The organism is Micromonospora foliorum, assembly GCF_022229015.1.
In the GTDB taxonomy this organism is placed as follows: domain Bacteria; phylum Actinomycetota; class Actinomycetes; order Mycobacteriales; family Micromonosporaceae; genus Micromonospora; species Micromonospora foliorum.
Genome location: NZ_JAKKFF010000197.1, coordinates 1 through 3,908 on the forward strand (window position 1 = coordinate 1; position 3,908 = coordinate 3,908).

Here is a 3,908-nt window from a genome sequence, read left to right on the forward strand (position 1 = left end):
CCCCCCGTGCGCCCCCCCGCATCCGCCTCCTCGCCTCTTCGGCGACCCCGCACCCTCCCCGTGTGATGTCTCCAACGCCTCAGCTCCAAACGCCCGCCAGTCGATTTTCTCCACCAGCTCGCGTAGCGGCGCAGTGCTAGCCGGCGGGTCCGGGGCCGGGGCCGGGGCCGGGGCCGGGGCCGGGGCCGGGGCCGGGGCCGGGGCCGGGCGGCGTTGTGCTGCCCAGGTGGGCGAGGATCGACGGATGATCTCCCGCGACACGGCAGCACGGCGACGCATCAGCACGGCGGTCGCGATGGCTCTCGTGCTTGGCGGCTGCATTCCAGGCGACCATCGCGGCCAGTCCGGAGACCCGAGCGAGCCGCCCCCCGCGTCGAGGGCGGAAGCGGGCCCGACCGCGAGCACCGATCCGCTGGCCGAGTGCCCGGCGAGCGGCGTCCGGATCCGGTCGACCGGCGGGGACGCCGCGATGGGCCTGCGCGCCCTCGGCCTGGAGTTGGTCAACTGCGGCGAGCGCCCCTACCAGCTCAACGGGTACCCGGTGCTGCACGTGTTCGACGAAGCGCGCGAGCCGATCATGCTGCGGGTGGTCAACGGCGCCAAGGAGATCACCTCGGGCTTCGACCAGCCACCCCGGCAGGTCACCCTCGCCGCCGGCGAGCGGGCCACCGCCGTGGTGCTCTGGCGCAACCTGGTCACCGACTCGACGGTGGTGGCCACCAACGGCGAGTTCCTGACGGTGGCGCCCGCCGCCGGGCAGCCGGCCGAGGAGGTGGACCCGGACGGGCCGATCGACCTCGGCAACACCGGCCGGATCGGCGTCAGTGCCTGGAAGAAGGCCGACCCGTCCACGCCGGTGCCGACGCGGCCGGCCCCGCCACCGGCGCCGAGCGCGGTGCCGTCGTCGGTGAGCCCGCCCGACAGCCGGCTGTGAGCCGACCCGCTACGACGTGATGTCCTTGCGGGTGAAGCGCCAGAACGCCAACCCCCAGAACAGCGTCGCGTAGCTGATCGCGGAGATGCAGCCGCGCACCACGTCGTCGGTCTGCACCGGAGTCGAGAGCAGTCCCAGCCAGGCGGTGCTGAAGTGGGTGGGCAGGAAGTCGCGCAGCGCGCCCAGGGCGGTGATCTGGTCCAGGATGCTGGACAGGATCCACAGCAGCACCGCGCCACCCACCGCGCCCAGCGCGGCGTCCGTGGTCACCGACAGCAGGAACGCCAGGCCGGCCACCACCAGCAGTACGACCGCCAGGTAGCCCAGCACGGCCAGCAACCGGAGCAGCCCCTCGGTGGGTTCCAGCTCGGCGGCGACCGTGCTGCGCAGCGGTGACCAGCCGTAGCGCAGGGTGCCGGCCAGCAACGCGGTGCCGGCCAACAGCAGCAGGGCCAGTCCCGAGTACGCGAGCGCGACGACCAGCTTCACCGTCAGCAACCGCGCCCGGGGCACCGGGATCGCCAGCAGATAGCGCAGGCTGCCCCAGCTCGCCTCGCTGGCCACCGTGTCGCCGCAGAACAGCGCGACGACCACCACCAGCAGGAACGACGCCGACACGAAGATCGAGAACAGGGTGAAGTTGAGCCCGCCGGAGGTGGCCAGGTCGACCAGGCTGGCGAACTCGTTGTTGCCGTTGTCGTCGTCGCCGCCGGAGTTGAACTGGAACGCGATCAGGATGATCAGCGGCAGCAGCACCATGAACCCGAGCGCCAACTGGGTCCGCCGGCGGGACGCCTGCCGGCGGAACTCCGCCCCGAACGGCATGGTGGCCGACGGCCGGTAGCCACGGGCCTCACCCGCGTCAGTAACAACCATCACCGGTCACCGCTTCCCCGAGAGTTCTCGCCCACCAGGGCGAGGAACGCGTCCTCCAGGCGCCGCCGAGGCACCACCCGGTCCACCCCGATGCCGGCGCGCACCAGCTCCGCCACCACCTCGCTGCGGGCCGTGCCGTTGGTGTCGACCACCAGTTGGCCGTCGCTCTCCGGCAACACGCGGACCCCGTGCAGCCGGTCCAGCACCACCCGCGCCGCCACCGGGTCGGTGACGTCGAAGAGCACGCTCGGCGACTCGCCCACGATCTCCTCCACCGGCCCGGACGCCACGATCCGGCCCTTGTTCACCACCACCGCGTGCGTGCACGTCTGCTCCACCTCGGCCAACAGGTGACTGGAGACCAGCACCGCTCGGCCGTCCGTGGCGTACCGCTGGAGCACCCGGCGCATCTCGGCGATCTGCGGCGGGTCGAGCCCGTCGGTCGGCTCGTCCAACACCAGCAGTTCGGGGAGGCCGAGCATGGCCTGGGCGATGGCGAGTCGCTGGCGCATCCCGTGGCTGTAGTTCTTGATCCTCCGGTGCACGGAGTCACCCAGCCCGGCGATCTCCAGCGCCGCGTCGAACTGGGCGTCCTCCCACGGCCGCCCGGTGGCCCGCCAGTACGCCTTCAGGTTGTCCAGACCCGACAGGTGCGGCAGGAAGCCCGGCCCCTCCACGAGCGCCCCGATCCGGGACAGCACCGGCGAGCCGGGCACCAACCGACGACCGAAGACGTAGATCTCCCCGGCGGTCGGCTGGGTCAACCCCATCAGCACCCGCAGGGTGGTGGTCTTGCCGGCGCCGTTCGGCCCGAGCAGACCCACGACCTGACCGGGGTGCACCTCGAAGTCCACGTTCGACACGGCGACGAAGCCGTCCGCGTACTCCTTGCGCAGTGCGCGCACGGCCAGCGGGGTGTCCGCGTACTCCGGATGCACCGACCGGTCCTGGCGGCGGTGCCGGCGGCGGACCAGGGCGACGACCACGACGAGCCCGATCACGATGGTGGCGAGCAGGCCGGCGAGCACCCAGCGCCAGATCGTCGCCGCGGTGGGGATCGGGTCACCGTCGACAGTGGGCAGGCTGACCGCGCCGTCCACGGCCACCGTGTAGACGGTCGGCTCGGCGGGCGTGGTGTACGCCTGGTCGGAGGTGGCCACCACCAGCCGCAACCGGTGCCCGGCCTCCACCCGGCGGACGATCCCGGGCAGCGTCACGGTGACCGGGCGGGCGTCCTGCACCTGCTGCGGTAGGCCGGTGAGCCGGATCGGGGCGACCAGGCCGTTCGGCAGGGTGGCCGCGCCGTCCGGGTCGACGTCGTAGAGCTTGACGAAGAGCACCGCCTCGCCGGTCGGCGACGCGGCCCGCAGGGTGATCGTGGGCGCACCGGCCACGTCCACCGCCTCGGTCAGCGGCGTCGACTCGAACCGGGCGTGCTGGCCGGGTACGTCACCGGCCACCCCGTCCAGCAGCGAGGCGAGCCCGCCCGCGAACGGGATCGAGGAGATGGCGGCCGGGTTGCCGTTCGGCGGGTTCGCGATCGGCTGCGCCGGACCGGTGACCGTCACCTCCCGCCGGGCGTTGCCGGCCAGGCCCGGGTAGTCCGCGCGGCGGAAACCGGTGGCGACGAGACCGCGGTCGAGGGCATCGAAGCCGGCGATCCGGGACCAGGTGAAGTCGTCGCCGGGCGCGTCGCCCTCGCCCTTGACGTAGTGGTCGAGCCACTGGACGGTCAGGAACTTCACCCGGTCCTCGTCCGAGCGGGGTCCACTGCCACCGTCGTGTCCGCCGGTGAACCAGGCGACCCGTACCGGGGTGCCGGTGGCGGCGATGCCGCGCGCGTTCGCGTCCGCCTCACCGAGCGGGAAGAGCGTGTCCGCCTCGCCCTGCACCAGCAGGGTGGGGGCCTTGATCCGGTCCAGCACACCCGCCGGGCTGGAGCGGCGCAGCAGGTCCACCGCGGCCTGGTCGGCGCGGCCGGTGGTGGCGATCCGGAGGTACGCGGCGCACACGTCGGCGGCGAACCGACCGCAGGACGGGTCGGCGGCACCGGCCGGGGCGCCACCGGGACCGGTGCCGGGGCCGGCGCCCGGCCCGG

General features: G+C 73.4%; 3 protein-coding genes. 1 reads left to right on the forward strand and 2 read right to left on the reverse strand.

Features of this window, described 5'->3' with window-relative positions:
* Nucleotides 1–244 precede the first annotated feature (244 nt).
* A complete protein-coding gene (locus tag PSH25_RS15705; RefSeq protein ID WP_238659798.1) occupies nt 245–934 on the forward strand; it encodes a DUF4232 domain-containing protein in 690 nt (229 codons plus the stop codon).
* Between the two features lie 9 nt (nt 935–943).
* On the opposite strand, the gene PSH25_RS15710 is transcribed toward PSH25_RS15705, so the two are convergent.
* Both PSH25_RS15710 and PSH25_RS15715 read right to left on the reverse strand, forming a co-directional pair.
* Nucleotides 944–1,810, reverse strand: a complete 867-nt coding sequence (locus PSH25_RS15710) for an ABC transporter permease (protein ID WP_238659799.1) — start codon at nt 1,808–1,810, stop codon at nt 944–946.
* Nucleotides 1,810–3,908, reverse strand: a 2,099-nt coding sequence (locus PSH25_RS15715; RefSeq protein ID WP_238659800.1) for an ATP-binding cassette domain-containing protein, incomplete at its 5' end; no start/stop codon positions are given. The genes PSH25_RS15710 and PSH25_RS15715, both read right to left, overlap by 1 nt.

Coding starts and splice junctions, on each gene's coding strand:
- PSH25_RS15705 (WP_238659798.1), top strand. CDS start 245: ATGATCTCCCGCGACACGGCAGCACGGCGACGCATCAGCACGGCGGTC.
- PSH25_RS15710 (WP_238659799.1), bottom strand. CDS start 1,810: ATGGTTGTTACTGACGCGGGTGAGGCCCGTGGCTACCGGCCGTCGGCC.